A 25,910-nucleotide genomic window follows, 5' to 3' on the forward strand; every position below is an offset into this window, starting at 1 on the left:
ACCGGTCAGAACTCGTCCGTCGGTCGGCTCACTTGAGTACTACCCGCATCGCGGCGTCGGTGACCTGCTTCGTGATGGCGTCGATGGAGAGCTTTCCCTCCGGCCGGTACCAACGCCACACGCTGATCACCAGAGCGAGGACGAGCCGGGCGAGCATCTTGGGATCCGACTTCACGAACATGCGGGCTTTGATGCCCTTGTTGACGAGTGCCGTCCACTGCACCTCGATCTGGTGCACCAGTTCACGACATTCGAGGCGTTCGGCTTCCTCTTTGGCCGACTGCCGCTCCGTGGCCAGCAAATCCATGTGGTTCTGCAGGATCCGCCGCTGCAAAGCGTCCGTGGGCGTCGCGGCGAGCGACGCCGTTATGGCCGCACGCAGTGCTTTCTCGGGGTCGCCCTCGTCTTCGGTGGCCGTGATGAACCTGTCCAGAGAATCTGCGAGTTCGAGGCGCATGATGGTGAGCAGGCAATGAGCCTTGGACTCGAAGTAGTGATACAAGGCAGTCTGCCCGATCCCCACTTCGTCTGCGATGGACGCCCACTTGGTGTGTTCGTAGCCCACCTTGCCGAACTGATCGATTGCAGTGGACAAGATGAGAGTGCGCTTCGAGCGCGCGCTTTCACGCCGAACGCCGGTGCCTACGGTCATCGTTTCCCCACTGTCTGCAAGTTCTTCGACGGTCAGCTTACATTTTTCGAGCTGAATTCGTCTCGGCTGCGCCCGCCAGTTCGGCGGCCAGGGCGACTGCGTCCTGGCGTGACAGCTTTCCCACTCTGTTCTGCGGCAGGTCTTCGACCGTGAACACGAACTCCGGCCACTTGAACTTGGCCAAGTCGGTGTCGGCAAGTCGAGTGGTGATGTCGTCGAGCGTCATTTCTCTGCCACCCGTCACGACCAACGCCGCCGCCCGTTCGCCCAGCATGTCGTCGGGGACCGGCACCACACATACCTGGACGACACCGTCGAGTGCGGCCAGCGCGGACTCCATCTCGTTGATGTCGATGTTGCGACCGCCGCGGATGATGATCTGCTTCTGTCGCCCGGACACGAAGATCGACCCGTCGGTCCCGACCTCGACCAGATCGCCGGTCGGAAGGAAACCGTCGGGCGTCAGAGCGGGCGGAACGGGCCTCCCCTCGCGTGCGTAGCCCACGAACAACGAGGGACCTTTGACCTGCGCCTCACCTACCTCGCCGGCGGGAAGCGGCTCACCGAAGGAGTCCACCGATCGCACGATCGTTCCGGGAAACGGTCGTCCGTCGCGGCCGAGTCGGATGGAGGGCGGATCGTCCAGGGCGGGGGTGGTGTGGCCGAGACACTCGGACATACCGAAGACCCGGAGGAAGGTTGTCCCCAGTACGTTCTCGGCAAGACCGAGAGCGCGTTCGTTCATCGGTCCGCCGCCGACGGTCATGGCGCGCATCGCCTTCAGTCGTCCCTCGGACTCGTCGGTGACCGACAGCTGCAGTGCCATCGTCGGGACCAGCATGGTCCACGCAATACCCTGTTGTGCAGCCGCTTCGAGAGCTCGGACGGGTGACCACCTGCCGATCGACACCATGCGTCCACCCAGGAAGGCGGGCAGATACATACCGAAACAGAAGGCCGCTACCGACGACAGCGGCACGAATGCGCCGATGGCGTCGCCAGGTTCCAGTCCGACCGCGTCGATGGTGCTGCGGCAGGCGTAGCGGATCGCCTCCTCGGACTGCACCACGCATTTGGGGCGGCCGGTGGAGCCGGATGTCATCGCGATGGCCGTCCCGCCCTGCCACCGGTCGATGTCCCCGAAAGAGGCTTGTCCAGATCGTATTTCGAGGGTATCGAATGCTGCCGCAGAACGCGGAAACGTCGAGGCGTCGACACCCCACTGCGCCAACGAATCGGCGTCACCGATGACGACGTCGGGCGCGATGTCGGCCACAGCCAAAGCGAACTCGGACTCGGTCGCGTGCGGGCTGAGCACCGCGACGACACCCCCGCGCATACCGACGGCGAGAGCCGAGACCACTGTGCGCCAGGTGTTGTCGGCTTGAACGAGGACGGTGGGTGGTGCCGTGTCGAGTTCGGCAATAGTGTGTGCCAGCGCGTCGGCGGCCGTCACTACCGCACCGAGGGTGTAACTACCCGATTCGTCGACCACGGCCACGTCGTCCGGTGTCCGCGCGGCGCGGGTGATCATTTCCTGAGCGAGCGTCTTCACTGTGCGGTCTCTTCCTTCGATCGGGTGAGCACGGCTCGGCCGGCGATGTCGCCGGAGCGAAGGCGCTGGTAGGCCAGGGGCGCGTCGGTCAGCGGGAACGTCGTGACTTCGGCGTGCAGAGCGCCGGCCTGAGCCAGAGCGACGACGCGCTCGAGATCGTCTCGGGTGCCCCAGAACGGGGCACCGACGTGCCACCCCGTGGCCATACCCACGTCCTTGCCCACGGTGACGCGCCCACCGGCGCTCCCGACCACCACGAGGCGTCCGCCCGACGCGAGAAGGCCGGCAGCGGGTTCGGCTGTTCCGGGGGCACCGACGAAGTCGAGCACCAGGTCGGCGCCGCCCATGCCCACCACGTCAGGCGCCGCGGAGTCGACGGTCTCGTGGAACGACTGCGCACCGGACTTCAGTGCAAGCGAACATGTTTCGGATCGAGCATCGACTGCGACGATTCGCGTTACCCCGAAGCTGCGCAGGATCTGCAACGCCAGGTGCCCGAGACCGCCGATACCGATGACCAGAACGACGGTCTCGGCATCGATCAGGTCGGAGTTGGTTCGAATGGCGTGGTACGCGGTCAATGCCGCGTCGGCCAACGGCGCAGCCTGCTCCGCGCCGAGTGTTCCGGTCCGGACGAGAACGGCCTCGGACGGGACGGTCATGAATTCGGCCAACCCACCCGGCCGGCCGAGACCGTTGCCGATCGACGCGAGGCGGCCGTCCGACCCGCGGCGCAGTTCGAGGCAGTAGTTCTGGCGACTGCGACGGCAGTTCCTGCAGATGCCGCACGACCAGATGCCGTGCACCACAACAGCGTCACCGATCCAATCGGGGTCGGCGTCGGGGCCCACACCCACCACCGTCCCGGCTACTTCGTGACCGAGGGTGAGAGGGAGTTCGTAGTCGAACATGCCGGCGGGGGAGTCCATGACGTGGAGGTCGGACCGACACAGGCCTGCAGCGTCGACGCGCAGGAGGAGCTCTTCACCCACCGGTTCGGGATCGGGTACGTCGCGCAGTTGCGGAGGCGTACCCCAGTCGACGAGCTGTACGGCCTTCATCAGCGGGCCGTCCAGCCGCCGTCGACCACGAGCGTTTGTCCGGTCATGTAGGACGACGCATCGGATGCGAGAAACACTATTGCGCCGTCGATTTCGCCGTCCGTTCCACCGCGGCCCAACATGGTGTTGCGCCGCACCCAGCCGGCGGACTTGTCGTTGGTGAACAACCCGTCCGTCATCTCCGTGTCGAACCAGCCGGGTACGACGGCGTTGACGCGGACTCCGCGCCGGCCCCACTGGCCGGCGAGTTCACGAGTGAGCCCCAGAGTTCCGGCCTTGGAAGCGGCGTAACTGGCACCACCGATCGGAGCGGTGGAAACGAGTCCGATCACCGACGAGACGTTGACGATCGACGCTCGAGCGTCGGCGGGGAGGGATCCGACGAGGTACGTGGCCAGATGGAACCCGGCCACCAGGTTGACCCGAAGGACCGCGTCGAAACCGTCGATGGTCTCGTCTTCGGCGTTGGGAGGCCCCGGCGTGCCGGCGTTGTTCACCAGAACATCGATTCGACCGCCTTCGGCGACGGCTCGGTTCACGAGGGAGCGTCGGTCTGCGTCGACGGTGATGTCGCACTGCACGGGCACGATGCCGGGGACCTCGGCGGCGAGGGTGTTCAGCCGGTCGAGCCTGCGGGCGGCGGCGAAGACGGTGGCTCCGGCCCCGGCCAGCGTCCGCGCGAACCCCAGTCCGAGACCCGACGACGCGCCGGTCACGATTGCGACCCGACCGGCGAGCCCGAACATGTCGTCGAGCATTCGCCGTTCTTCGATGATGTTGTCCGTCATGGTTTCTCGCTCACGGTCAGTACACAGCCGTTCTGCCGCCGTCCACCGGGATGATGGCCCCGGTGGTGTAACTCGACGCGTCCGACGCGAGGTGAGTGACCAGTCCGGCGATTTCTTCCGGCCGCCCCAGGCGCCCCGCGGGCAACCGGTCGACGATCTTGCCGACGAATTCGTCGTCCCAGTTCTCGGCCATGTCGGTGGCGAACCCTCCGGGCATGATGCAGTTGACCCGCACGGTGGGAGCGTACTCCTGGGCGAAGGCTCGGGTGAGGGCGTTGAGGCCGTTCTTGGCCGCGGCGTACATCGCCTCGGGCGGGCTGGGGCGTTCGGCGCCGATGCTGGAAATGTTGACGATGGAACCACCACCGGCCGCGACCATTCGGTCACCGGCAACCGCCATCAGCCGAAACGGTCCCTTGAGATTGACCTCGATCGTCTTGTTCCACAGACCCTCGGTCACCGCGAGGAGATTCTCCGCGAGCGGTGCGATACCGGCGTTGTTCACGACTATGTCCAGGCCGCCGTGTTCGGAGATGATCGCGTCGACGGCCGGTTCGATCGTGTCCCACTTACCCACGTGCAACGCGAGTGGGTGTAGCGAGCCCGGACCGGTTGAGCCCAGTGCCTCGATCGCGTCCTTGCACGCCTCCAATTTACGGCTCGACAGCACCACCGTGGCTCCCGCGTCTCGCAGACCGCGAGCGATGGCCAGGCCCAGTCCGCGGCTGGCGCCCGTGACCAGAGCGACCTTGCCGGTGAGAATTTCGGTCGTCATGCGTGCTTCTTCAATTCGAGTCGGGCGATGGTCCGCAGGTGGACCTCGCTGGGGCCGTCCGCGATCTGCAGTGCGCGAGTGATGGCGTAGAGGCGCGCGAGAACGGTGTCGTTGCTGACCCCGGCGGCGCCGTGGGTCTGCACCGCCCGGTCCACGACATTGTGAGCCACCTCCATTGCCGCCACCTTGATCGCGGCGACTTCCGATCGCGCAGAGGCATTTCCCGCGGTGTCCATGAGCCACGACGACTTCAGCACGAGAAGCCTGATCTGGTCGATCTCGATGCGGCTGCGTGCGATCCACTCACGGACGACGCCACGGTCGGCCAGAGGGCCACCGAAAGCATTGCGCCTCAGAGCACGTTGGCACATCATGTCCAGGGCGCGTTCCGCCATACCGATCGCACGCATGGCATAGTGCATGCGCCCGGGGCCGAGTCGGCCCTGAGCGATGGCGAATCCGTCACCTTCTTCACCGAGCATGTTGGTGGCCGGCACACGCACGTCGGTGAACTGCACCTCACCGTGACCCAGTCGATCCTGGAATCCGAACATCGGAAGGTCGCGCAGCACTTCGATTCCCGGCGCGTCCGCGGGTACGAGAATCATGCTCTGCTGGCGGTAGGTCGGGCCGTCGGGATCGGACTTGCCCATGAAGATCATGAGTTTGCAGTCCGGATCGAGGACCCCGGAGGTGTACCACTTGCGGCCGTTGATCACGTAATCGTCGCCGTCGCGGAGGATGGTCGAGGTGACGTTGGTGGCGTCGGAACTCGCCACGTCCGGTTCCGTCATGGCGAAAGCAGACCGAATGGTGCAGTCCAGCAGCGGTTTCAACCACTGTTCCTTCTGCGCATCGGTGCCGAACATGGCCAGGATCTCCATGTTGCCGGTGTCGGGGGCAGAGCAGTTGATCGTCTCGTTGCCGATCATGGAGCGCCCGACGATCTCGGCCAGTGGCGCGTACTCGAGGTTGGTCAACCCGGCCCCGAGTCCGTCGTGGGTCATGAACAGGTTCCAGAGGCCGAGTTCGCGTGCACGGGCCTGCAGATCGCGCATGATCTGCGGTTGTTCGTGCGGATTGTCGTTCGCGGCGATCTGCGCGTCGTAGACCTTTTCGGCCGGGTAGACGTGTTCGGTCATGAACGCCTCGAGCGTCTTGCCGAGTTCTTCGGTGCGCGCGGAATAGGAGAAGTCCATGTCCTTCGCTCCTGTCGAGTAGTGGTGGCGAAAGGGTGTCAGGCAGTGAGAAGTGCTGTGCCGGTGATGATCAGCCGGTCGATGGTGGCCGGCAGCTTTTCCTGGTCCGGATCGTGGTGTCGGCCTTCACGGTGTCGGCGCAGGTTGTGGCCCATGATCGCCGCCATCTTGAGCCGGCCCAGGGCATCGAACCAGGTCAGGTCGGGCAGAGCGGGACCGTTCCGCGAGTAGAGGGCGACGAGTTCGTCGGAACGGGGCAGTCCCGGCACCTCGCGCCCGACCTCGGGGAAGTTGGTGCCGTCGGCGAACAGGAAGAACCACCCCAATTCCACACGCGGGTCACCGGCACTCCATATCTCCCAGTCGATCAGAGCGACCGGTTCGATCCCGTTTGCGATGATGTTGCCCAGCCGATAGTCGCCGTGCACGAGGGTGGGGTCGATCGCGTCCGGAACGTCGGCTTCCAGCAAACGCAGCAATCGATCTCCGCCGACCACGAGTTCCGGCGGCACAGCCCCCAGGGTGCGCGCCCAGCGGGCGAGTTCGTCTGCCGGGGTCAGGGGTTCGGCGATGCCGGGAATCGAGCTCAGTGGGACCCGATGCAGGCGAGGCAGCACTTCGGCTGCGCGCCGCATCCGACGCGCGGCGAGCCCCGGTTCGACCGCAGGATCGTCGAGAACCGGTTCGAGTGACTCGCCCGTCACCAACTCCATGGCGAACCATGCCGGTTCCTGATCGTCGACGGCAACGATTCGAGGGACTGGAACGTCGGTTTGCGCCAGGGCGGTCAGAATGCTCGCCTGCCGCAGCATGTCGTGCCGACCGACTGCGCGCTGTCCGTCGGGCACGGCCTTGATCACGACGTTGCCGCCGGTGGCGTCGGCGCGGTAGGTCAGGCCCGAGTGCCCGCCGGGCAAGGGCTCGAAACTCGTGACGGTGGAACCCGTTTCGGCACTGAGCTTCTCGGCGACGCGGGCGCGCAACTCGGTCATGGACGTGGCTCCCGTGGTAGGCCGAGCACTCGTTCGGCGATGATGTTGTGTTGGATTTCGTCGGTCCCGCCGGCGATCCGGTACCCGGGTGCGCCGAGGATGTGTTCGGTCCACGCGTACGTTCCCCATCTGCCGGAGTCCGCGGTCAGTTCGCGGCCGAGCAGGAGGCGCACGACGTCCGAGGTGGCGGACATGGTGCCGGTGGCGAGCAGCTTTCCGAGTGACGCCTCCGGCCCGGGGTCGTTGCCGGCGATGACCGCACCGGCGACCCGCATGTTGCTGATGCGCTGAACGTAGCTGCGTGTCACCAGGTCGGCGACGGCGTCGCGCTCGATTTCGGTCAACTGCCGACCGAGGTTCTGCGCCAGGGCGACTGCCTGATCTGCGTTGGCGAGACCGAGGTTGCCGCCGTCGAGCCGCTCGGCAGCGAGGACGGTGAGAGCGACCTGCCAGCCCTTGCCGACCGGTCCGAGGCGGTAGGCGTCGTCGAGTTCGACACCGTCGAGGTACACCTCGTTGAACGAACTACCGCCGGTCATCTGCTGGATGGGTCTGATCGTCACACCGGGCGCCGTCATGGGCACCAGAAACATGGTCAGTCCCGCGTGCTTCGCGACACCGGTGTCGGTTCGACAGAGCGCAACTCCGTAGTCGGCAACCCGAGCGCCTGAAGTCCAGACCTTGTGACCGTTGATCGTCCACCCGCCGCCGGGTGCCTGCACCGCAGCGGTCCGTACGGCAGCGAGGTCCGATCCGGCCTCGGTTTCCGAGAACAGTTGGCAGACGATGAGATCGGTACGCAGCATCGCGCGGATGTACTTGTCCTGCTGCTCCGGCGATCCCCACTGAGCGATGGTCGGCGCCACCAATTGCTGCGTCACCGAAAACATTTCGGTTCGCTTGGGAACGTCGAACTCGTCCTCGGCGCGGCGAAACGCCAGAACGTACGACAGGGGGAGGTCGCGGCCACCGAATTCGCTCGTCCAGTTGAGCGGCCCCCATCCTGCGTCGAACTTCGCGCGCTCGTACACCGAGATCTCGTCGGTGCGTGCCCGTTCCTCGTCCGCTGTCCAGTTCTCGAACACCGCCACCGAATCCGAGCCGCTTCCCCACACGGACTCGGTGCGTCGTGTGGCGACGGTCCCGAGCCAAGCGACCGCGTCGTCGGTGAAGGACGCAAGGTCCGGAATTGTCTGCTGACTCACTGCATTACCTCGGTCTCATACGGTCAGGACGGTGCAGGCGCTGATGCCGGGAGCGCCGTACACGTGGGTGAATCCGACGCGCGGACTGCCGGTGACTTGGCGGTCACCGGCCTCACCGCGAAGCTGAGTGACGATTTCGTGGACCTGCCGCAGTCCCGACGCTCCGATGGGTTCGCCGTTGGCGATGCATCCACCGTCCGTGTTGATCGGGAGGCGACCGCCGATCTCGGTGTCGCCGTTGGTGATCATCGATTCCTGCTCGCCGGGCTCGCAGAATCCGCACTCGGCCATGTGCATGATCTCGGCACCACTCTCGGTGTCCTGAAGCTGTGCCACGTCGACGTCGCCGGGTGTGATGCCGGCCTGTTCGAATGCCGCCCGTGCTGCGTCGGCGGAGACGCTGGTCGGTTCACCACTGCCCTGAACGGCAGGGCTGAAGACCTCGAACGAGCCGAATCGTCTGGTGCGGTGGGTGATCGCCCGCAGCTGTACCGGTCGTCCGCCGAGCCGACGCGTCGTGTCCTCGTCGGCGACGATCACCGCGGCGGCGCCCTCACCCGGAGAGCAGAACATGTAGCGGGTCAGCGGATCGTTCACCATGTCCGCCGACGCGATGGTGGCGGCGTCCATCGATTCCCTGCGCCAGGCGTTCGGGTTGAGAACACCGTTGCGGTAGGCCTTTTCGGCCACGCGAGCGAGAGTGTTCGACGTGATGCCGTGCTGGCGCATGTAGCGGGAGATCTTGGCGCCGAAGAATTGTGTGGTCACCATCAGCCCGGCTTCGCCGTACCCGTCCGGCAGTCCCCACTCACCGGGCCGCGGGTCGAACGCACCGCGGGGGTGCTTGTCGAATCCGACGGCGAGTGCGATGTTCGCCGAGCCCGACCGTACGGCGTTGACCGCGGAGAACAGCGCGCTACCTCCAGTGGCGCAGCCGTTCTTGACGTTGGTGAACGGTATGCCGGTGAAACCCAGTTCGGCTACCAGGGTGTCGGCCAGGCCGGAGCCGTCACTGCCGCCGAACGCGACCTGGACGTCCGGCCACGTCAGTCCGGCGTCGGCCAGTGCGGTGTCGATGGCCGTGACGGCCATCTGGCGACCGCTGACTCCGGGCTGCCGGCCGAACTTCGACAGTCCGGCCCCGATGATGGATACGGGTTGGCTCATGCCGGCACTTCCTTCGATCGGAACGTTCCCACTGCGAACCGGGGCACCGGTGTGGTGGCGACCAGACTCACCGGCGCCCCGTCCAGTTCGTCGAAATTGTCGCAATCGATCAGGGCTTCGATCTTGATTCCCTCGGGGAGTTCGACGTAGCCGACCGCGAACGGCCGAAAGCCGTCCGCCGGGGGCACGTACGGCGGAGACTTCGGCGCGAACCGCTGAATCGTGTACGCCCACACCGTGCCCTGCGTGCTCAAGCGACGGGCGACGCCCGTCGGGGTTGCGCACCTGCTGCACATCGTGCTGGCGGGGAAGGCAACCGTGTGGCACACGGTGCATTCACTTCCGTCGAGCGCGATGGCGGACGTGTCGACCACGAGGAGTCCCTTCTGATTACGGTCGGCGCGGACGGATCAGCGTCCGACCCACTTCGGTTCACGCTTCTCGAGGAACGCGGTGACGCCCTCCTTGCCGTCCTCGGACTGCAGTGCGTTGCCCACGGCGAGATGCTCCATGACCATGAGCGACTGGATGTCTGCGTCCAGGCCGCGGTCGATGCACATCTTCGTCAGCTTCATCATGAACGGGCTCTTGTCGGTGAGGTTCGCAATGAACTCCTCGACGGTCTTGTCGAGGTCCTCGGCCGGCGCGGACGCGTTGATCAGGTCGAAGTCGACTGCCTCGATGCCGGAGAGGAGCTTGCCGGTCAGCATGAGCTCCTTGGTCTTGCGGATGCCGATCATGCGGGGCAGGCGGTAGATGGGGCCGGCGCCACCGAAGAGTGCACGGCGGATGTGGAAATCGCCGATCCGGGCTTCGTCTGCCGCGATCGCAAAGTCGCAGGAGATCATCAGCTCGAATCCACCGGCGGTGACGTAGCCCTCGAGGACCGCGACCGACGGGGTGTTCATCGAGTAGAGGCGGTCGCACACCTTGGCGGACAGGACGGCAACGTCCATAGCGGTGGTGGTGCCGATGAAGTCCGACAGCAGTTCGTCGAGGTCGAATCCCGAGCAGAAGGTGTTGTTCACTCCGCGCAGTACGAGAACCTTGAGGTTCGGATCGTTGTCGACCTCCACGATGATCTCGTCGAGACGGTGCAGCAGCTCCACCGTGACGGCGTTCTTCTTGTGCGGGCGGTTGAGCCAAACGCGCGCTACTTCGCCGTCTTTCTCCAGAAGGATGTGGTCGGTGTCGATCATGTGATTGCCTCTCTCAATTTGAACTGGATTCACTTCAGTATTGATCAGTTGACTGGTCTGCGTCAATAGCGAACTTCAGACGCCGATCAAATCTGCGATGCGGTTGCGATGTTTACGCGAGTCGCCCTGCAGCGCTTCGTTTCCCATCGCACGTCGATAGAACGACTGTGCGGGGTGCTCCCACGTGAAGCCGATGCCCCCGTGAAGCTGGACCGCTTCGGAAGCGACGAGCACGGCCGCATCGGTGCACACCGCACCCGCCACGGCGATAGCCAGGGAGGCGTCGGACGGGTTCTCGTCGTAGACCGCCGCTGCGTATCGAGACGCCGATCGAGCTCGCTCGAGGGCGAGAAGTGCGTCGGCGAGACGATGTTTGACAGCCTGGAACGACCCGATGGGTCGACCGAACTGCTGGCGGTTCTTGACGTAGTCGACGGTCATCTCGAGAAGCGCGTCGGCGATGCCGGTGTTCTCGCTCGCCAGGGCCAGAGTCCCTAATTCAACCAGGCTGCTGCATATTCGGTCGGTGGTGTCGGGGGAGGAGAGTGCAGTCGCGCTCGCGTCGTCCACCGTGAGGTCGGCTTGGCGACGGGTCGGATCGATGGTGCGTAGGTTCCGCGACGAGATTCGGTCGTCACTGTGGACCGCGAACAATCGCCGGCCATCGGAGCAGTCCGCAGAGACGACCACCAGATGTGCTTCTGCTCCGCCGATCACGTGCTGTGCGGTGCCGCTGACGGTCCACCCATCCGTGCCGCGCTGCGCGACAAGCGCGTCGGATTCAGGTGTCAGCGCGCTGACGGCGACGACGATCGACCCTGTCAGGCTCGCTGCCAGAAGGTCGTCGAGACCGGGTTCCGTTGCTGCGAGCAATGCGTGGACGCCCAGCGCCGCGCTCGAATACACCGGTTCGGGCGCAATACTGCGCCCGCACTCCTCGAGAATGATGCCCAGCTCCACCATTCCGTATCCCAGTCCACCCCTGTTCTCGGGGACGGCCAGGCTGGCGACGGACATGTCGTCTGCCAACCGATTCCACAGCGACGCGGAGTACCCCAGCGGATCGGTCGACGAGGCTCGTACCTGTGCGATGCCCGAGTGCTTGGCCAGGAGCCCTCGGACCGCGTCGCGGAGTTGCGCTTGTTCGTCGCCGGGGGTGAGGGCGCTCGGTTCGGAGCGAGGCCACGGGACCTCGATCGGGGATGTCGCAAGAGTCATGACGCTCCACTCGAGTTGAGTTCAGTTTGTGTCTTGGACCATAGCGCGGCGGAGTCTCGACAAACAGGGGATAGCCGAACTAAGTTCAATTCATGACGTTGAACATCCAGAGCTACTACGCCACGCTGGACCGGGGTGACCTGCACGCCGCCGTGGCCATGCTGGCGTCGGAAGTCGAATTCGCCATGATCATCCCGAGCGGAGTGAACCGGGGACGCGGCCGCGACGGCATGCTGGCGTACCTGACAGCACGGCCTCCGGTCGACCGCAAACACAACATGATCGGCGCCGCTGCCGACGGAGACCTCCAGTTCGCACACGGCACGGTGACCGACGGCGACGTCGTCACGGGGTTCTTCGTCGGCGCAATGCATCTGAACGCAGACGGATTGATCGACCGCTACCAGGTTTCGTTCGACACGGACTTCGCATTGGTGCCGACACACGGCAATGGGAGCAATTCATGACCGGCAAGACGACGTCCACCGAGGTTCTCGAAACCTGGTTCGCGTACATGGATTCGGCCGATCCCGACAGAGTCCTCGGCATGATCTCGGACGACTTCGAGATCTCCATCCTCTTTTCGAAGGGGCAGGGAGACTCGGCCGAGTTCGTCGGTGATCGAGAGGGGCTCGTTCGTTATCTCGCGCAGCGGGAGAAGAGCACCCTCGTTCACCACATCGAGGCCGGAGCGTGTGTGAACGGAACCGAGCTTGTTCTCGGGAAAACAACGCGCGGAGGCGAATTCGAAGCGTCGTTCAACGCTTCGGCACAGCTCGACGCCGAAGGCAAAGTCAGAAGGATGCTGATGGCGCGGAGTCCGGAGATCTCGTTCTCTTGAGCGCGCCTCACATGCATACATTTGTCGAAGCGACCACCGTGCAGCAGCTGGGTCCGGTGTCGCGCCGTGTAGTCGAGTTGTTCGACACCGTTGGTGAGTGGCCGTTGCCGGACAACTCCTCGGTGGCGGGTCTGCTCCACATCAGTGAGCCCCATCTGCGCCGACTACTGGCGGGCGAGTCGACGTCCATGGGGGCCCTTCGCGCCCACCACTACTCCGCCACTGCTGTTCGATGTCTTCGCCGAGGTGAGTCGGTCAGTGCGTTGTCTGCCCGACTGGGCTACTCCGAATCTCGCGCATTCCGTCGCGCATTTCGGCGGTGGACGGGCGTGCCCCCGAGTGCGATTCGGCAGTAGGTCACGACCTTTATTGTCGTAGGTGCTCTTCAGCGGACATGTCCGTTGTTCAGCCGACGGACGCTGAGACCGATGCCGCAGACTCCCAGACGAGCCGTGTGTCCAGCCTGCTGCCGCACGCAGCGCGGTAGAACTTGACGAGCATGACCACGACGACGAAGAGGATATTTCATGACGACCCTCGAGGAGGCAGCATCGCTGTCCGGCGACGAGCAGGGCCTGGTAGTGCTGTCGACATTGCGAGCCAACGGCACGATCCAGTCCTCGCTGGTCAACGCCGGTATCCTCGATCATCCCGTCACCGGGGAGCGCGTCCTGGGCGTGGTCGCGGCGGGCCCGGTCAAGCTGGCGAACCTGCGGGTTCGCCCCCAGGTCACCGCTACGTTCCGCAACGGTTGGCAGTGGGCGGCGGTAGAAGGCCACGCCGAGCTCGCCGGACCCGACGACCCCCAATCCTGGCTCGACGCCGTGGGTTTGCGGCTGTTGCTCCGAGCGATCTTCTCTGCGGCCGGCGGTGAGCACGATGATTGGGACGAGTACGACCGCGTGATGGCGCAGCAGCGTCGGGCAGCGGTGCTAATCCGACCCGACCGGGTCTACAGCAACTGAACGCCCTGCAGTGCTCGATTTTTCTTACGAGGGCGGGCAATACCCGTTACCGACGCCAGAGCACCGGCACCACGTCAGGCGGGTGGCGCGAAGAATTCGAGCGCGACGTTGTCGGGGTCTCGGAACGAGATGCCGGATCCGTAGTGGGCGTGCTTGATAGCGCTGTGCGTGATACCGAGGTCGTCGAGCTTGCTCGACCAGGCGTCGAGTTCGTCCTGCGTGCACGCAAACGCGATGTGATCGACCCCCGAGCGTGTTTCGTCGAAGGCGCCGTCGACTTGCCCTGCGGTGTGGGTGTGCAAGCCGAAGAGCATGCCTCCGCCGAGCGCATAGACAGTGTGGTGATAGTCCCCGGATTCCTCGTCCTCATCCAGGACAGGCTCGGAATCGAAGAGCCGTGAGTACCACTCGGTGCTCACGGTCAGGTCTGAGACAGTCACAGCTACGTGGGACAGTCCGGGAAACGCAGGCATGGTCGATCCTTTCGTTGCGTTGCGTAACCGACTGTATTCACCGGTCGTCAACCCCGTCGGCTGATTGGCAGAAATGCTCGTCATCGGATGGAAGGCGGAGGTCATCGAAGGCGTCCGACCGATTCATGTCAAGCTGGCTCTGCACTACGACGAAAGTACTGACGACATGACACAACTCGGCCTCGGCCTTGCTGCCCTCGGACGCCCCGAGTACCTGACAGTCGGGCACTCGACCGCTGTGGGTGGGCGTTTCGATCCGGTCGCCCTCGAGCAGCTGTGCCACTCAGTACTCGACGCCGCGTGGGACAGCGGGGTTCGACATCTGGACGTCGCCCGGTCCTATGGATTGGCCGAGCGTTTCCTCGGCAGCTGGTTGTCTCGATGGCCGGATCGGCGTGAGGACCTCGTGATCGGCTCCAAATGGGGATATGCCTACGTCGCCGATTTCCAGCGGGGAGCCGCCGTTCACGAGGTCAAGGAACACTCGGCTGCCCGTCTCGCCGATCAGTGGCCCCAGACGCTGCACGAGCTCGGCGGCGTGCCCGATCACTATTTGATCCACAGCGTCACTCCGGACAGTCCTGCCCTCAGCGACGCTGCACTTCTCGACGACCTGCGCGCACTGGCCGAGGGCGGTACCCGCATCGGCATCAGCACGAGCGGTCCGCACCAGGCCGATGTCGTGCGTGCCGCGCTGGACATCGCGGTGTTCAGTTCGGTGCAGTCGACCTGGAACCCTCTCGAACCGTCCGCCGGCCCAGCCCTGGCCCTTGCACACGAAGCCGGCTGGTTCGTCGTCGTCAAGGAAGCAATGGCCAATGGACGACTCGTCGCCGAGGAATCAGAACTGACCCGGCGTGCGGATTCGGAAGGGGTGGGCCGAGACGCACTCGCGCTGTCGATTGCACTCTCGCAACCGTGGGCTGACGTAGTGCTGTCCGGCGCGGCCACCGTGGACCAACTCGAACAGAATGTCGCGGCACTCGACATCGACCGCCACCTGATCGACGCGGGCGATCTGGACCTGGCAGAATCCCCAGAAATATACTGGGCCAACAGAACCCGGCTTCCCTGGACGTAAGTCGCCGGGCCCCCGGATGTCGTGTCAGAACCAGGTTTTTCGGCCGCCGACCGCGCGCCCGGTGGCGCCGAGCAGGCTCAAGACTGCACCCACCACCACGAGAATCACGCCGATCGTGGTGAGGATGCTTATCTTTGCGAAAATGCCGATGAGCAACAGAATGATACCGAGAACTATCACTGCAATTCCCTTCGAGTACGAGGCCGCTGGAGGACCCCGAAGTTACCCGCAAACGCCCAACTGTGGTCGGGTTTTGCGTGAAGGACCGGGCGGGTCGGACCAGCGCCGATCGGTCTGGTTGTGGTGCTTCACCAGAAGGACACGGAGATGCCGTCGCACCCGTGTGCCAAGACCGTGCTCAACCGACTCGGTGTCGTCTCGTCCGCCCTTCGAGTGGCCGCGAAATTCTTCTCGGGGTCGGGCCCCTCGGAAGCCGCTGCGTCCAGGGCGTCGTGACTGTGCACAAGTGGTCGCTGAACCTGCGCCGCTGCGTGAGGTGCATTTTGCAGGGAAAGCTGGAGTAGCCCGGTTGTGGGTGTACCCTTGGGTTGAACCTTCAACTTACAAAGGAACTTGGCCATGCCCATCCAGCGCCTCAACCACGCAGTACTCCACGTTAGCGACCTGACAGAAGCCGTCGCGTTCTACACCGACGTCCTCGGGTTCCGGGTCAAGCTGGAGATGGGAAATCAGGCTGCGTTCCTACAGGCTGATGCCAGTACCAACGACCACGACCTCGGGCTGTTCCAGATGGGTCCGGGCGCCCAGCCCAGCGATGCTGGACGTCGTACTGTCGGGCTCTATCACCTGGCGTGGGAGGTGCAGACACTCGCCGACCTCGCCGAGATTGCCCAGAAGCTCAGTGCAGCAAATGCATTGGTCGGTGCGAGTGATCACGGCTCTACCAAGAGTTTGTACGGCAAGGACCCGAGCGGCATCGAATTCGAAATCGTATGGCTGGTGCCCCTCGAACTGTTGGACGCGGCGGCCATCGAGGGAAGCAAAAGCATCGGACCGCTGGACTTGCAGAAAGAGATCGACCGTTACGGCATCGGCACCCTCAGTGGCGTAGGAGTGTCCTCCCCGGCGAAGGTGTAAGCAGCGACGCATTCGCACGGGAGTTCGGGGTACTGGAGCGGCGTCGGCGGTTGAGAACTGCTGGTTCGATGATCGCCGATGGGTATCAACGGGGCGTATTTGTCGTCGTACCCATCGGCGGACCGATTGGGTGATCAGCTCGTGAGCGCAGCCAGCAGCTTGTCGGTCAGGGGAGTCGGAGTCGCTGCGACAGCGGCTTTCTGGACTCGGCTCGCTGTGTCCAGGATGTATCGCCGCTTGGGCCGTGAGGACGTAAGGGCGTGCTCGACGGCTTTGGTGACGCGTTTCGGGTCAGCTGCGATTTTCTGAGTGCGCCCCAGCAGCTTTCGGCTGCCTTCGAGGTGCTTCGCGTACAGCACTCGGTTCTCGCTGCTCAAGTTGGCGGTCATGGCGTCGTAGTCGTCGAGCATTCCGTCCCACATGTCCGTCTTGATGGGTCCGGGCTCGATCAATGACACCGGAATTCTCCACGGCCGCAGTTCTATTCGCAGTGCGTCGCCGATTGCTTCGATCGCGTACTTCGACGCGCTGTACGCGCCGGTGCCGGGTGTGGTGATCAGACCGCTGACGGAGGACATGAAGACGATTCTTCCGGCGGCGGTACGAATGGCAGGGAGGACCGCCTGGGTCACGGCGACCTGCGACACCACGTTGACGTCGAGTTGCCGGGAGAGGTCGTCGAGGGACAGTCCCTCCACTGGCCCGCTGACGATGATGCCCGCGTTGTTGACGACTCCGTCCAGCTTCTGCGGAAGGTGTTGGGGCAGTTCGGCAATAGAATCTCGGTCGGTTATGTCGAGGTGGATTCCGTGTACGTTCGTCATTGCGTCGAGGCTGGTGAGCGCGGCCTGTGAGCGTGCGGTGCCATACACCGTCCACCCAGCTTCGCTCATGCGTCGGGTGATGGCGAGTCCGATGCCGCGTCCGGCACCTGTGACGAGTAGCGATGGCATGACGATCTCCTGTCGGTGGGGTGAAACCGTATGTGACTGTACTCATAACTGACTAGACTCAATATCAATTCCCGAAAGTGGCCTGCCACCGCTGATCGACATCGAGGACACTGACAGCCAGAGCGAGCAGCAGGAGGACCCCCGATGACCGCCACCGAAGAACGTAATGACCGAGCGGCCGAGGGTGGCCGCTGCTGCTGCCCGTGCCTCCATCGCCATCCGCGAGCGAAGCGGCCGGGAGGTGCCGCTGTGGCTTCGCGACACCGCTGCCGACCGTCCGACCACTGTCATGTTGCGCTTTCAGCAGGCCGACGGCAGGAGGTAGACGTCGGCGGTCAGTGATCGGGATTTCCGCCAACCGGGCGCCCATACGAGGGAATCTGCTGGCGTGACTGTTCGACACCGAGTCCGGAGAATAAGAGGTGCAGCGCATAGTGTTGCGCAGATCGAAATGCCTCGATCGGGAATCCGTTCAGCGAGTAGTCGCAGCAACCACCGAAACAGTCTTTCGACGTAGTTCATACCTGTGCGTAGGAGCCTTCGGTTCTGGGTAAACACAAGTGACCACGGACACAATTTCTACGAAAGGGACCACCATCATGGCTGACCTCACCGACAAGCAGGCAGAACAAGCTGAGAAGAGCGGATCGGCCGAAGAGGCTGTCGGCAACAGTCCCCTGCAGAACGAGGACGTCTCGGATCAGGATGCAGCCAAGAACGATGAGGCCAAGGACAAGGGCTGACCACAACGGCTGACATCACCGGCAATCAGGCGCATGGGGCCTAGGAACACGTAGCAAGCGGAAGATGAACCGCCGCAACGAGTCCAAAGCCCGCGATGGGCAGTTGCCGTAGTCGACCGGGGACGTACTCTCCGGACAGAAAGGCCCTGGTGGGTTTAGCCACTCACCAGGGCCTTTGCTACATGTCGGTGATGGTTGGATAGGTCCCCGCCCCGGGTGCGGCGCTCAACCGCCGAAGTCGTCCTACCAGGCTCGATCGACAGCCGAAGAGCTTACTGTTGCGCGGGGGTTCCGGTGGTCAGTCGAGGTAGGAGTCGATAAGCGTTGTCGTGCATGACCTGCGCGAGCATTACAGGTCTGTTCGAGAAGTACTCGTCGACGTTGTCGGTGAACCAGCCCGCGGTGCGTGGGTTGGCAGCGGGGAAGTCGGTGCCGAACAGAATGTGGTCCGAGTCGACGAAGTTCTCGAGTGCCACCAGGTTCGTTTCGAATCCCGACAGGGCGGTTTCGTAGTAGAACGTCCGGAAGTCGGCGAGGATCTCGTCTGCGGTCAGTTCGCTGTCGAGATGAAATGCGCACAGAGCGGCGACGCGGGCGGCTAGGTAGGGCGTGCTGCCGCCGGAATGGGCGAGAACGATCCTCACGTTCGGGAACTGCCGTTTGCGTCCGCTGGTCACCAGATCGGCGGCGCCCTTGTAGGTCTCGTTCGGGGTTTCACTGATCGGGGTGGGCAAGAGCTGGCTCGGGGCCCGATTGCTGCCCGGTGTCTGCTCGCCGTGCAAGAACACCACTGCGTTGCGGCGGTCGAGTTCGGCCCACAGCGGTTCGAAGATCGGGTCGCCCAGGGATCGGGCCTCGTCACCGACGCCGTACACGTTGGTCAGCGTGACGCCGTCGGCTCCCAACACGTCGAATGCGTATGTCAGCTCGTCGAGCGCGGCGTCGGTGTCCGTCGGGGTCGGTAAATGTGCGAACAGGCCGAACCGCCCCGGGTGGTCGTCCGCTGCCTGACGGGACTGGGTGTTCACCTCGCGGGCGAAGTGATGGCGCTTGTTCTCCGGGAGCCGAGATTCGATGTCGTTGGGTACGGACAGGATCGCGGTACCGATGCCCAGCTGATCCATGAAGTCCACACTGACCTGAGGTGTCCAGGGCTTTTCGTCCTCCTTGAACTTCCAGCCGGACGTGTCGCCGAATAGACCCGAGGTGAGCATGCTGGTCGGCATGAAGTGGTGGTGAAAATCGATTCGACCCGGTCTGGTGGCGCTTTCGGCAGTCATACCCACCACTCAACCCGCAATAGTTGATAATTGTCAATTATTATCTCGTGTTAAATTTTTCTTCATGGTTGACGCCGCCCCCGAGCTTCGGCTCCTCGACGCTTTGTACCGGCTGAACAAGTTGGTTGTGGCCGACGCCCGTGTTCACGTCGCTGCGAGCGCCGATCTGGACCTCGTGGACTTCCTGGTGCTGCGCACGGTAAAGATGGGCATCGATAATCCAGGTGATCTCGTGAGCGACCTCGGTCTGAACCCGTCCGTTCTCAGCAGGTCGCTATCGAGGCTTGTCGACTCCGGATTGGTGACTCGCGAGATCGATGTCACGGACTCGCGCCGGTCACGAATCCGATTGACAGACAGCGGTCTACAGACGACCGACGACATCGGGGCGCGAATGAGACCCAGTCTGGCCAAGCGGCTTCAACTCCTACCCCCGAACCGAATCCGCGTATTGTTGGACAGCCTCGACATTCTGTGTGGGGATGCGGTCGACCGAACCTGAGCAGTGGTTGTTGGCTCGGACGGACAAGGCGCGGGGCCCGTCAGGTCAGTGCTGAAGGGTAGCGGGCGTCGGCATCGACACGCGTTTCGTGCAGGTCGAGGTAGGTAGGAGCGATTTCGGCAGCGGATGTTCCGGGCTGTCCGGATCCGATCCAGGCGCTGATCGCCAGATGTGCTGCGTAGACGCCATGCTTGGCGAGAACGTTGTGCAGGTTGAGCACCCAGTTGCGGAGACCGGCAGAAGCGATACTGATGTTCGCGAAAGACGGTGTCGGATCGACCGATCCGCCGCCCGTAGTGACAATGATGGTCCCGGTTTTCGCGGCAATCATTTCGTCGACGACCTGTCTCACGACATGTATTGCACTGAAGTAGAAGTCCAATTGCGGTTGAAGATTGGCCGGCGTGACGTCGAGCACGTCGGCAGCGGGCAGAGTTGCGTCGGCCGCCGAGAACTCGAGAACGTCCACGTCGCCGAGAGTCGTGCGGATCTGGGCGAACGCTTCGGTAATCGACTCCGGTACCAGCAGGTCCGCCGTGAAGCCGGTTGCGTCGATTCCCTCGTCTGCGAGCAGGGCGGTCAGCGAGTCCAACTTTGTTCTGTTTCGGGCGACGAGCGCGACGGCGAACCCCTCTTGTCCGAAGACACGGGCGATCGCCAGTCCCATCCCAGATCCTGCACCGACAATGACGATCAGCGACACGGTTCCATCCCATCCTGGTTACTATTCGTCTGTTACAACATCATTCGTGCACAGAATCCCCGACACAAGAGGGCACATTCGTGTTCGTGAGGAGCGGAATGGCCATCAGCGAGAACAACACGACCGCGCGCACACCGGTGCCCGGCCCGTGCGACGGGTGGGGTGATGATGCGCCGTTGATTCGCAGCATCCTCGACCGCGTGGGAGACAAGTGGGGCATCCTCGTCATCGCCGTTCTCCGGGACGCGCCGTTGCGATACAAGCAGTTGCAGCGCTCGGTGCCCGGTATATCCCAGAGGATGCTCACCCTCGCCCTGCGCCACCTCGAACGCGATGGACTGGTGACGCGCACAGTTCACGCCGAAGTGCCGTTGCGCGTCGAATACAGCTTGACCTCACTCGGTTTATCACTTCTCGACCACGTCTTGGGCCTGGCCATGTGGGTATCGACACACGTCGAGGAGATCCAGCATCACCGTGACGAGTTCGACCGGCGAACCTGATTCGGCGACATCATGATCGATGCATCCGGTCCCGGTGGCGTGGTGATCGAGGACAGTGATCCGTCTCTCTCACATCGCGGGCCGATTCGGCCGTGTAAGCGAAACAGGTTGTCTCAGTTCGGTAGTCCGAAGGGGCGGGAGGAGTTGTGCCGGCAGGCCGCCGGGAACACGTTCGCTGCACGAAGCGAGATGCTTGCTCGGGCGGGCAGTCCCGTGTCCACCTTGCGGCATCACAAGCTCAATGGGTCAGTGTCCTCGGCGCTGCATTCGGGTGTGGAGATGGAGCAGCGCGGAACATTTTCTCGGTCGAGATGGTTGACTTGTAAACTAACCCAGGGTCCACATCGTGTGCCCCGACCGAGAGGCCCAGCAATGCATGTAGGTGTGGACAGCTTCGTGTCCTCCGTAACCGACCCGACCGACGGCCGCGTGATCGGCGCTTCCGAGCGAATGGAGCATCTGCTCGAGGAGATCACCCTCGCCGATCGGGTGGGTCTGTACTCGTTCGGGGTCGGCGAGCACCACCGCAGCGAGTACTACGATTCCGCTCCGTCGATCATCCTGGCGGCCGCGGCAGCTCGCACGGAACGAATTCGGCTGGGCAGTGCGGTCAAGGTTCTCAGTGCGGACGATCCGGTGCGGGTCTTCCAGGAATTCGCCACCCTGGATCTGATCTCGAAGGGACGGACGGATCTGGTCGTGGGCCGCGGCTCCTTCACCGAGTCGTTCCCCCTGTTCGGTCTGGACCTGGCCGACTACGACTCGCTGTTCATCGAGAAGCTCGAGCTGCTGCTGCAGATCCGCGACAACGTCGAGGTGACGTGGTCGGGCAAGCACCGGCCGGCTCTGACGCGGCAGAGCATCTACCCGCGTCCCGCGCAGGATCCTCTGCCGATCTGGGTGGGCGTCGGCGGCAGTCCCGAATCATTCGCTCGCGCAGGTCTGTTGGGGTTGCCGTTGATGATCGCGATCATCGGCGGTGAGCCGCGCCAGTTCGCGCCGCTCGTCGATCTGTACCGCCGCGCGGGTGCGCAGGCAGGTCATGCGCCGGAGAAGCTGAAAGTGGGCCTGCACGTGTTCGGGTTCGTCGCGGAGACCACGCAGGCGGCGTCGGACACCATCTACCCCGGGTGGAACGAGATGTTCACGAAGATCTCGCGCGAGCGGGGATTCGCGCGACCGACCCGAGCGCAGTTCGATGCCACGTCCGGACCGAACGGTGCCTTCTTCATGGGTGACCCGCAAACGGTGGCCGAGAAGATCGCGCGAGTCGGCGAACAGCTCGGCGGTGTGGATCGGTTGTCTCTGCAGATGACCAATCCCCGCTTGGCTCACAGTGATCTGCTCCGCGGGATAGAGCTGCTGGGAACGGAGGTCGCACCGCTGGTGGCCGATCTCTGACTATGGGCTTCATCATGACGAGCTAGCGGACCTACGGCCGGCTCTGCGGAATTTGAGGCGGGGCCGCGTCGTCTGTTGCCGAAGCGGCCCCTGGTCGAGCGCCTCGAGATCAAAACGGGAACGCGCGCGCATGCTCACGTGAGGAGTCCTGCTTGCGAACGGCGCTCACCCCGCCGCGATATCCGACGGATGTTGTGCGAGCGGGGTCACCTCGATCGTCATGAACTCGAAAAGAGGCAGGTTCCAGAGGATCTCGTGCAGCCGCTCGTTGTCGGCTACGTGGAATATCGAAAGGTTGGAGTACTGACCGACCATGCGCCAGATGCTCACCCACTCCCCGCCGCGCTGCAGATCCTGCGAGTACGCCTTCTCCCGTGCCAGCGTGTCCGCTCGCACGTCGGCGTCCAGGTCCCGCGGCAACGCGACATCCATCTTCACCGCAAACAGCATGAGCGCTAAACCTTGTCGAGGACGAAGTCGTACGTGACTTCCCTGCCCCCGTCGACGTCGTGGGGGTCGAGGATGAGTTCGGGCTTCACGGCGTCGGCGACGTCGTTGTCGTTGTACTTGTCACCGGGGAAGTAGAGCTGGGTCGTGATCTGCTGGTATCCCGGAGCGGCGACCTTGAGGTGCAGGTGCGCTGGACGCCACGGGTGCCATCCGGCTGCGGAGATGAGCTTGCCGCAGGCACCGTCGGTGGGGATCTGATAGGGAGCGGGCTGCATCGTCCGAATCTGGAAGTGGCCGTTCTCGTCTGCGGTGACGGTGCCGCGCAGGTTCCACTCAGGAATGCCGGGGGCGAACTGCGAGTAGAAACCGTCGTCGTCGGCGTGCCAGATCTCGAGAACGGCACCCAACAACGGCTGTCCGGCAACATCAGTGACCTGACCCTGGAACAGCAACGGGGTTCCGTGCTCACCGTCGCGCATGGGGAGGACGGCGTCGTGTCCGAGCTCCGGAGCGGCGGGGACGTAGTACGGGCCTTCGATGGTGCCCTTGCTGCCGTCGCGTGTCTCACCGGCGACCTCCTCGACTGCGTGCTCGACCCACACGTCGAGGAACAGTGGCCATTCGCCGTCCTGCCCGACGTTGATCAGCCAGGACTTGAGAGCGTTGTACTCGTCGTAGGTGACCTTGTGGTCGTGGACCGCCTTGTGCACGGCGGCTAGAACTTCGCGAGCGAGCAAGCTGACTCGTTCGGGCGGGGTGGCAGCGGCAGCGGCCGACTTGTCGGTGGCGAAGCGCGCGGTGGCGTTGGCCCCGGATGCAGCCGCCGTAGCGGTCTCGGGTGCGTGATCGATACTCATGGACAACTCCTTGTGTGAAACGGGTACAGCGGGCTGGGTCGGAAAGAATCAGGTGTCGAGCCGGTACCGGTCGAGCTTGTCGGGATCGATGTCGACGCCGATGCCCGCTCGGCCGGAGACGGCGAGCTCGCCGCCTCGGATCTGCAGCGGTTCGGTGAGCAGGTCGTCGCGCATGTCCAGGAAGTTGGACAGTTCGCCGGCGCGGCGGGAGGTCAGGTCGAACGCGGCGCCGAACGCGACCGTGCACGCCGATCCGAGCTGGCCGTCGATTTGATTTCCCATCACCACTTCGAGTCCGAGGCCTTCGCAGAGGTGATGTGCGCGTTGTGATCCGGTGAAGCCGGTGCGTGCGGTCTTGATACTGATTGCGGTGGCGGAACCGCCGAGCACCTCTCGGGTGATGTCTGCGGGGGTGACCGCCGACTCGTCGGCGACGAAGGGAACGGTCAGTTGCTGTACGAGCCAGCGTCGACCGAGAACGTCGTCGGCGGGGCACAGTTCTTCGGCGAGAGTGAGATTCAGATCGCTCATCTCCCGCATTGCGCGCGCGGATTCGGAGGCGGTCCACCCGCGATTGCCGTCGACGTACAGCTCGACGTCGTCGCCGAGACCTTCACGTAGTGCGCGCACGACGGCGGTGTCCAGGGACACCGGGCGGCGACCGACCTTGACCTTGAACACCTCGATGCCGTAGTCGCTGCGCATGCGAGTGGCCTCGTCGACCATTGCCTCCGGAGTGTCGAATCCGAGCATGTGACTCACGCGCATGCGGTCGGTGAAGCCGCCGAGCATCTCGCTGACCGAGAGGTCGAGCGTGCGACCCAGTGCGTCCCAGATCGCCATGTCCACCGCAGCTTTCGCGACCGGATTGCCGACGGTTCGCGCCATCCGCGTGTGTGCGACCTCGCGCTCGGTCAACGTCAGGCCGAGTACCGCAGGCGCGAAGATGGTCTCGACGACCGCGACCAGACCCCGCTGCGTCTCCCCGTAGGTGAACGGCCGCGGCGGTGCGTCGGCTACACCGATCACACCGTCGTCGGTGTGCACGCGTACCAGCACGTGCTCGGCGGCGTGGACCTCACCGCTCGCGAACCGAAGCGGCTTGCGGTAGTCGATGGAATACGGGATGGCCTCGACAGCAACAATTTTCACGATATCGCCTCGATGTAGGTGGTCGGCAGAATGTCGGCGTCCTCGAGTGCACGTACCAGCGACGCCACGAGGGGTGAGGGTTCGGTGCGGTTCCACGCCAACGCCAGATCGATGGCGTCCGCGCCGGTGACGTCGCGAAAGACGACTCCGTCGAGCTTCATCGCTCGCACCGACTCGGGCACCATGGCGACGCCGAGACCGGCCGCGATCAGTGCCAACAGGACGGAAGTGTCGGGGGCTTCGTGCTCGCGTCGGGGTGTGAAACCTGCTGCGCGGCAGCTTCGCACGACCACATCGTTCACCGCGGAGTGGGTATCGGAGTACATCACGAAGCTCTCGTAGGACACATCGAGGACTTCGAGCGCCGGCTCCTGTGCCAGTCGATGGTCGGCGGGTAGCGCGAGCACCAGCGATTCCGTGGCGATTGTGCGGACCACCAGATCGTTGCCCGCGACGGGGGGTCGTAAGACGGCCAGATCGAGCTCGTTCGATCGGAGACCGTCGACCTGAGCCGGTGTCAGGAGATCGCCGTGTACTTCGAGGACGACCTCCGGTAGCCGCTGGCGCAGCGCGCGTGCGATGGCGGGCAGTCGGTCGAAGGCGGCGGTGCCGGTGAATCCGATTCGGACGAGCCCGGTGCGGCCTTCGTCGATTCGCCGAACACCCTGCACGCTGTCCTCCAGGCCGCTCAGGAGGCGGACGGCTTCACGGTAGAAGAACTCGCCCGCGGGCGTGAGGCTGACCTGCCGGGTGGTGCGCGCCAGGAGTGTGACGCCCAATTCGGTTTCGAGTTGGCGAACCGACTGCGAGAGCGCCGGCTGCGCAAGGTAGAGCCGTTTCGCGGCTTGACCGAAGTGACGGGTCTCGGCGACCGCGACGAAGTGCCTGAGATGTCGCAGCTCCATGCGTTTGCCTCCGTCTCGGTCGGTTTCGGGTGATCCACACCACGGTATGCCGCCGAACCATCCATGACAAAGATGTAGAACCCGCTTATTGATAAGCGTGAACAATCAATGGACATCCTGGTCGGGACTAGGCGAACACCTGGTGTGACCGCCGCCACGTGGTGCCACAGTCGAGGAAACCCCTACATCTGG

The 25,910-nt window shown here is 64.0% G+C and carries 32 protein-coding genes; 11 read left to right on the forward strand and 21 right to left on the reverse strand.

The genetic code is table 11. The annotated features are described in order from the left end of the window. Positions 1 to 28 precede the first annotated feature (28 nt). The 12 genes from IEW02_RS22480 to IEW02_RS22535 form a co-directional block, all read right to left on the reverse strand. Positions 29 to 652 carry a TetR/AcrR family transcriptional regulator gene (locus tag IEW02_RS22480; protein ID WP_188547191.1) on the reverse strand — a complete coding sequence of 208 codons (624 nt, stop codon included), beginning with the start codon at positions 650 to 652 and terminating at the stop codon, positions 29 to 31. A gap of 37 nt (positions 653 to 689) precedes the next feature. Beyond that, positions 690 to 2,207 (reverse strand): class I adenylate-forming enzyme family protein, encoded by a 1,518-nt coding sequence (locus tag IEW02_RS22485; protein WP_188547193.1) that lies wholly within the window; start codon positions 2,205 to 2,207, stop codon positions 690 to 692. Beyond that, positions 2,204 to 3,268 carry an NAD(P)-dependent alcohol dehydrogenase gene (locus tag IEW02_RS22490; protein WP_188547195.1) on the reverse strand — a complete coding sequence of 355 codons (1,065 nt, stop codon included), beginning with the start codon at positions 3,266 to 3,268 and terminating at the stop codon, positions 2,204 to 2,206. Before IEW02_RS22490 ends, IEW02_RS22485 begins: the two co-directional genes overlap by 4 nt. Further along, positions 3,268 to 4,056, reverse strand: a complete 789-nt coding sequence (locus IEW02_RS22495) for an SDR family NAD(P)-dependent oxidoreductase (RefSeq protein ID WP_229746244.1) — start codon at positions 4,054 to 4,056, stop codon at positions 3,268 to 3,270. The genes IEW02_RS22490 and IEW02_RS22495 overlap by 1 nt, the downstream gene beginning before the upstream one ends. 16 nt (positions 4,057 to 4,072) lie before the next feature. Continuing rightward, the gene (locus IEW02_RS22500) at positions 4,073 to 4,831 is read right to left on the reverse strand and encodes an SDR family NAD(P)-dependent oxidoreductase (protein ID WP_188547197.1); all 759 of its coding nucleotides are present in this window, start codon (positions 4,829 to 4,831) and stop codon (positions 4,073 to 4,075) included. Continuing rightward, a complete protein-coding gene (locus IEW02_RS22505) occupies positions 4,828 to 6,030 on the reverse strand; it encodes an acyl-CoA dehydrogenase family protein (RefSeq protein ID WP_188547199.1) in 1,203 nt (400 codons plus the stop codon). Before IEW02_RS22505 ends, IEW02_RS22500 begins: the two co-directional genes overlap by 4 nt. Before the next feature lie 38 nt (positions 6,031 to 6,068). After that, positions 6,069 to 7,022, reverse strand: a complete 954-nt coding sequence (locus IEW02_RS22510) for a phosphotransferase family protein (protein WP_188547201.1) — start codon at positions 7,020 to 7,022, stop codon at positions 6,069 to 6,071. Then, complete coding sequence (locus tag IEW02_RS22515) at positions 7,019 to 8,227, reverse strand: acyl-CoA dehydrogenase family protein (RefSeq protein ID WP_229746245.1); 1,209 nt, start codon at positions 8,225 to 8,227, stop codon at positions 7,019 to 7,021. The genes IEW02_RS22510 and IEW02_RS22515 overlap by 4 nt, the downstream gene beginning before the upstream one ends. A gap of 15 nt (positions 8,228 to 8,242) precedes the next feature. Beyond that, positions 8,243 to 9,394: a thiolase family protein gene (locus tag IEW02_RS22520; protein WP_188547203.1), complete on the reverse strand. Its 1,152-nt coding sequence runs from the start codon at positions 9,392 to 9,394 to the stop codon at positions 8,243 to 8,245. Continuing rightward, positions 9,391 to 9,768, reverse strand: coding sequence for a Zn-ribbon domain-containing OB-fold protein (locus IEW02_RS22525; RefSeq protein WP_229746246.1), 378 nt, complete (start codon positions 9,766 to 9,768; stop codon positions 9,391 to 9,393). Before IEW02_RS22525 ends, IEW02_RS22520 begins: the two co-directional genes overlap by 4 nt. 36 nt (positions 9,769 to 9,804) lie before the next feature. Continuing rightward, complete coding sequence (locus IEW02_RS22530) at positions 9,805 to 10,593, reverse strand: enoyl-CoA hydratase/isomerase family protein (protein WP_188547205.1); 789 nt, start codon at positions 10,591 to 10,593, stop codon at positions 9,805 to 9,807. Between the two features lie 75 nt (positions 10,594 to 10,668). Next, positions 10,669 to 11,811, reverse strand: a complete 1,143-nt coding sequence (locus IEW02_RS22535) for an acyl-CoA dehydrogenase family protein (RefSeq protein ID WP_188547207.1) — start codon at positions 11,809 to 11,811, stop codon at positions 10,669 to 10,671. A gap of 92 nt (positions 11,812 to 11,903) precedes the next feature. On the opposite strand from IEW02_RS22535, the gene IEW02_RS22540 reads away from it, so the two are divergent. From IEW02_RS22540 to IEW02_RS22555, 4 genes are all read left to right on the forward strand, one after another. Then, positions 11,904 to 12,278, forward strand: a complete 375-nt coding sequence (locus tag IEW02_RS22540; RefSeq protein ID WP_188547209.1) for a nuclear transport factor 2 family protein — start codon at positions 11,904 to 11,906, stop codon at positions 12,276 to 12,278. Further along, positions 12,275 to 12,652, forward strand: a complete 378-nt coding sequence (locus IEW02_RS22545; protein ID WP_188547211.1) for a nuclear transport factor 2-like protein — start codon at positions 12,275 to 12,277, stop codon at positions 12,650 to 12,652. Before IEW02_RS22540 ends, IEW02_RS22545 begins: the two co-directional genes overlap by 4 nt. Positions 12,653 to 12,663: 11 nt before the next feature. Continuing rightward, on the forward strand, positions 12,664 to 13,008 hold the full coding sequence (locus IEW02_RS22550) for a helix-turn-helix domain-containing protein (protein ID WP_188547213.1): 345 nt from the start codon (positions 12,664 to 12,666) through the stop codon (positions 13,006 to 13,008). A gap of 171 nt (positions 13,009 to 13,179) precedes the next feature. Then, a complete protein-coding gene (locus tag IEW02_RS22555; protein WP_188547215.1) occupies positions 13,180 to 13,617 on the forward strand; it encodes a TIGR03618 family F420-dependent PPOX class oxidoreductase in 438 nt (145 codons plus the stop codon). 74 nt (positions 13,618 to 13,691) lie between these two features. Here the strand turns inward: IEW02_RS22555 and IEW02_RS22560 are convergent, their stop codons facing one another. Continuing rightward, the gene (locus IEW02_RS22560) at positions 13,692 to 14,090 is read right to left on the reverse strand and encodes a VOC family protein (protein ID WP_188547217.1); all 399 of its coding nucleotides are present in this window, start codon (positions 14,088 to 14,090) and stop codon (positions 13,692 to 13,694) included. Between the two features lie 73 nt (positions 14,091 to 14,163). On the opposite strand from IEW02_RS22560, the gene IEW02_RS22565 reads away from it, so the two are divergent. Further along, positions 14,164 to 15,171: an aldo/keto reductase gene (locus IEW02_RS22565; RefSeq protein ID WP_229746247.1), complete on the forward strand. Its 1,008-nt coding sequence runs from the start codon at positions 14,164 to 14,166 to the stop codon at positions 15,169 to 15,171. 24 nt (positions 15,172 to 15,195) lie between these two features. Here IEW02_RS22565 and IEW02_RS22570 read toward each other — a convergent pair whose 3' ends face one another. Then, positions 15,196 to 15,351, reverse strand: a complete 156-nt coding sequence (locus IEW02_RS22570; RefSeq protein ID WP_188547219.1) for a DUF6131 family protein — start codon at positions 15,349 to 15,351, stop codon at positions 15,196 to 15,198. A gap of 399 nt (positions 15,352 to 15,750) precedes the next feature. Here IEW02_RS22570 and IEW02_RS22575 point away from each other — a divergent pair, with 399 nt between their 5' ends. After that, positions 15,751 to 16,269, forward strand: coding sequence for a VOC family protein (locus tag IEW02_RS22575; RefSeq protein ID WP_188547221.1), 519 nt, complete (start codon positions 15,751 to 15,753; stop codon positions 16,267 to 16,269). A gap of 134 nt (positions 16,270 to 16,403) precedes the next feature. Here the strand turns inward: IEW02_RS22575 and IEW02_RS22580 are convergent, their stop codons facing one another. After that, positions 16,404 to 17,222, reverse strand: a complete 819-nt coding sequence (locus IEW02_RS22580; RefSeq protein ID WP_188547223.1) for an SDR family oxidoreductase — start codon at positions 17,220 to 17,222, stop codon at positions 16,404 to 16,406. Positions 17,223 to 17,388: 166 nt separating this feature from the next. On the opposite strand from IEW02_RS22580, the gene IEW02_RS22585 reads away from it, so the two are divergent. Together IEW02_RS22585 and IEW02_RS22590 are read left to right on the forward strand one after the other, a co-directional pair. After that, on the forward strand, positions 17,389 to 17,547 hold the full coding sequence (locus tag IEW02_RS22585) for a hypothetical protein (RefSeq protein ID WP_188547225.1): 159 nt from the start codon (positions 17,389 to 17,391) through the stop codon (positions 17,545 to 17,547). A gap of 274 nt (positions 17,548 to 17,821) precedes the next feature. Then, positions 17,822 to 17,965: a hypothetical protein gene (locus tag IEW02_RS22590; RefSeq protein WP_188547227.1), complete on the forward strand. Its 144-nt coding sequence runs from the start codon at positions 17,822 to 17,824 to the stop codon at positions 17,963 to 17,965. 272 nt (positions 17,966 to 18,237) lie between these two features. Here the strand turns inward: IEW02_RS22590 and IEW02_RS22595 are convergent, their stop codons facing one another. Further along, entirely contained in the window at positions 18,238 to 19,245 is a 1,008-nt protein-coding gene (locus IEW02_RS22595; protein WP_188547229.1) for an amidohydrolase family protein, read from the reverse strand. Between the two features lie 64 nt (positions 19,246 to 19,309). Here IEW02_RS22595 and IEW02_RS22600 point away from each other — a divergent pair, with 64 nt between their 5' ends. Next, the gene (locus IEW02_RS22600; protein WP_188547231.1) at positions 19,310 to 19,747 is read left to right on the forward strand and encodes a MarR family winged helix-turn-helix transcriptional regulator; all 438 of its coding nucleotides are present in this window, start codon (positions 19,310 to 19,312) and stop codon (positions 19,745 to 19,747) included. Between the two features lie 40 nt (positions 19,748 to 19,787). Here the strand turns inward: IEW02_RS22600 and IEW02_RS22605 are convergent, their stop codons facing one another. Next, positions 19,788 to 20,450, reverse strand: a complete 663-nt coding sequence (locus tag IEW02_RS22605; protein WP_188547233.1) for an SDR family NAD(P)-dependent oxidoreductase — start codon at positions 20,448 to 20,450, stop codon at positions 19,788 to 19,790. 98 nt (positions 20,451 to 20,548) lie between these two features. On the opposite strand from IEW02_RS22605, the gene IEW02_RS22610 reads away from it, so the two are divergent. Continuing rightward, positions 20,549 to 20,953, forward strand: coding sequence for a winged helix-turn-helix transcriptional regulator (locus IEW02_RS22610; RefSeq protein WP_188547235.1), 405 nt, complete (start codon positions 20,549 to 20,551; stop codon positions 20,951 to 20,953). Between the two features lie 372 nt (positions 20,954 to 21,325). Further along, a complete protein-coding gene (locus IEW02_RS22615) occupies positions 21,326 to 22,354 on the forward strand; it encodes an LLM class flavin-dependent oxidoreductase (RefSeq protein WP_188547237.1) in 1,029 nt (342 codons plus the stop codon). A 165-nt stretch (positions 22,355 to 22,519) separates the two neighbouring features. Here IEW02_RS22615 and IEW02_RS22620 read toward each other — a convergent pair whose 3' ends face one another. The 4 genes from IEW02_RS22620 to IEW02_RS22635 are packed head-to-tail and all read right to left on the reverse strand — an operon-like array spanning position 22,520 to position 25,718. Beyond that, a complete protein-coding gene (locus IEW02_RS22620; RefSeq protein ID WP_188547239.1) occupies positions 22,520 to 22,804 on the reverse strand; it encodes a muconolactone Delta-isomerase in 285 nt (94 codons plus the stop codon). A 5-nt stretch (positions 22,805 to 22,809) separates the two neighbouring features. Next, positions 22,810 to 23,661, reverse strand: a complete 852-nt coding sequence (gene catA / locus IEW02_RS22625) for a catechol 1,2-dioxygenase (protein WP_188547241.1) — start codon at positions 23,659 to 23,661, stop codon at positions 22,810 to 22,812. A gap of 48 nt (positions 23,662 to 23,709) precedes the next feature. Further along, on the reverse strand, positions 23,710 to 24,813 hold the full coding sequence (locus IEW02_RS22630; protein ID WP_188547243.1) for a mandelate racemase/muconate lactonizing enzyme family protein: 1,104 nt from the start codon (positions 24,811 to 24,813) through the stop codon (positions 23,710 to 23,712). Then, positions 24,810 to 25,718, reverse strand: a complete 909-nt coding sequence (locus IEW02_RS22635) for a LysR family transcriptional regulator (RefSeq protein WP_188547245.1) — start codon at positions 25,716 to 25,718, stop codon at positions 24,810 to 24,812. Before IEW02_RS22635 ends, IEW02_RS22630 begins: the two co-directional genes overlap by 4 nt. Positions 25,719 to 25,910: the final 192 nt, after the last annotated feature.

This window comes from Rhodococcoides trifolii (assembly GCF_014635345.1).
GTDB lineage: Bacteria > Actinomycetota > Actinomycetes > Mycobacteriales > Mycobacteriaceae > Rhodococcoides > Rhodococcoides trifolii.

Excerpts from the sequence above, each read along its gene's own strand:
- IEW02_RS22480 (WP_188547191.1), bottom strand. The coding sequence starts at position 652 with ATGACCGTAGGCACCGGCGTTCGGCGTGAAAGCGCGCGCTCGAAGCGC.
- IEW02_RS22490 (WP_188547195.1), bottom strand. The coding sequence starts at position 3,268 with ATGAAGGCCGTACAGCTCGTCGACTGGGGTACGCCTCCGCAACTGCGC.
- IEW02_RS22495 (WP_229746244.1), bottom strand. The coding sequence starts at position 4,056 with ATGACGGACAACATCATCGAAGAACGGCGAATGCTCGACGACATGTTC.
- IEW02_RS22500 (WP_188547197.1), bottom strand. The coding sequence starts at position 4,831 with ATGACGACCGAAATTCTCACCGGCAAGGTCGCTCTGGTCACGGGCGCC.
- IEW02_RS22505 (WP_188547199.1), bottom strand. The coding sequence starts at position 6,030 with ATGGACTTCTCCTATTCCGCGCGCACCGAAGAACTCGGCAAGACGCTC.
- IEW02_RS22510 (WP_188547201.1), bottom strand. The coding sequence starts at position 7,022 with ATGACCGAGTTGCGCGCCCGCGTCGCCGAGAAGCTCAGTGCCGAAACG.
- IEW02_RS22520 (WP_188547203.1), bottom strand. The coding sequence starts at position 9,394 with ATGAGCCAACCCGTATCCATCATCGGGGCCGGACTGTCGAAGTTCGGC.
- IEW02_RS22530 (WP_188547205.1), bottom strand. The coding sequence starts at position 10,593 with ATGATCGACACCGACCACATCCTTCTGGAGAAAGACGGCGAAGTAGCG.
- IEW02_RS22535 (WP_188547207.1), bottom strand. The coding sequence starts at position 11,811 with ATGACTCTTGCGACATCCCCGATCGAGGTCCCGTGGCCTCGCTCCGAA.
- IEW02_RS22540 (WP_188547209.1), top strand. The coding sequence starts at position 11,904 with ATGACGTTGAACATCCAGAGCTACTACGCCACGCTGGACCGGGGTGAC.
- IEW02_RS22545 (WP_188547211.1), top strand. The coding sequence starts at position 12,275 with ATGACCGGCAAGACGACGTCCACCGAGGTTCTCGAAACCTGGTTCGCG.
- IEW02_RS22550 (WP_188547213.1), top strand. The coding sequence starts at position 12,664 with ATGCATACATTTGTCGAAGCGACCACCGTGCAGCAGCTGGGTCCGGTG.
- IEW02_RS22555 (WP_188547215.1), top strand. The coding sequence starts at position 13,180 with ATGACGACCCTCGAGGAGGCAGCATCGCTGTCCGGCGACGAGCAGGGC.
- IEW02_RS22560 (WP_188547217.1), bottom strand. The coding sequence starts at position 14,090 with ATGCCTGCGTTTCCCGGACTGTCCCACGTAGCTGTGACTGTCTCAGAC.
- IEW02_RS22565 (WP_229746247.1), top strand. The coding sequence starts at position 14,164 with ATGCTCGTCATCGGATGGAAGGCGGAGGTCATCGAAGGCGTCCGACCG.
- IEW02_RS22575 (WP_188547221.1), top strand. The coding sequence starts at position 15,751 with ATGCCCATCCAGCGCCTCAACCACGCAGTACTCCACGTTAGCGACCTG.
- IEW02_RS22580 (WP_188547223.1), bottom strand. The coding sequence starts at position 17,222 with ATGCCATCGCTACTCGTCACAGGTGCCGGACGCGGCATCGGACTCGCC.
- IEW02_RS22585 (WP_188547225.1), top strand. The coding sequence starts at position 17,389 with ATGACCGAGCGGCCGAGGGTGGCCGCTGCTGCTGCCCGTGCCTCCATC.
- IEW02_RS22590 (WP_188547227.1), top strand. The coding sequence starts at position 17,822 with ATGGCTGACCTCACCGACAAGCAGGCAGAACAAGCTGAGAAGAGCGGA.
- IEW02_RS22595 (WP_188547229.1), bottom strand. The coding sequence starts at position 19,245 with ATGACTGCCGAAAGCGCCACCAGACCGGGTCGAATCGATTTTCACCAC.
- IEW02_RS22600 (WP_188547231.1), top strand. The coding sequence starts at position 19,310 with ATGGTTGACGCCGCCCCCGAGCTTCGGCTCCTCGACGCTTTGTACCGG.
- IEW02_RS22610 (WP_188547235.1), top strand. The coding sequence starts at position 20,549 with ATGGCCATCAGCGAGAACAACACGACCGCGCGCACACCGGTGCCCGGC.
- IEW02_RS22615 (WP_188547237.1), top strand. The coding sequence starts at position 21,326 with ATGCATGTAGGTGTGGACAGCTTCGTGTCCTCCGTAACCGACCCGACC.
- IEW02_RS22620 (WP_188547239.1), bottom strand. The coding sequence starts at position 22,804 with ATGCTGTTTGCGGTGAAGATGGATGTCGCGTTGCCGCGGGACCTGGAC.
- catA (WP_188547241.1), bottom strand. The coding sequence starts at position 23,661 with ATGAGTATCGATCACGCACCCGAGACCGCTACGGCGGCTGCATCCGGG.
- IEW02_RS22635 (WP_188547245.1), bottom strand. The coding sequence starts at position 25,718 with ATGGAGCTGCGACATCTCAGGCACTTCGTCGCGGTCGCCGAGACCCGT.